At 54.8% G+C, this 228-nt stretch carries 1 protein-coding gene; it reads left to right on the forward strand.

Annotated features, from left to right (window positions below):
• Positions 1-73 precede the first annotated feature (73 nt).
• Positions 74-228 (forward strand): TetR/AcrR family transcriptional regulator (locus SCA31_RS25875; RefSeq protein ID WP_410699791.1); only part of this gene is annotated, 155 nt, incomplete at its 3' end.

A 228-nucleotide genomic window follows, 5' to 3' on the forward strand; every position in this document is an offset into this window, starting at 1 on the left:
ATGGAGAACGATCGTTCTCACTCTGATCCATATCCTATAGAACGAGCGTTCTCAGTTCAAGTAGTATGGGTGCATGGATATTTCCGAGGTCCGCGCGCGCATTGTCGCGACGGCGGACGAGCTCTACAACGCCAAGGGCATCCAGTCCGTGGGGATGGACGAGTTGCGCACGGCGGCGGGGGTTTCGCTCAAGAAGCTGTACCAGGAATTTCCATCGAAAAGCAGTAT

Origin of the sequence: Chryseobacterium sp. SIMBA_028, from assembly GCF_046535285.1 — a bacterium.
Lineage (GTDB): Bacteria > Bacteroidota > Bacteroidia > Flavobacteriales > Weeksellaceae > Chryseobacterium.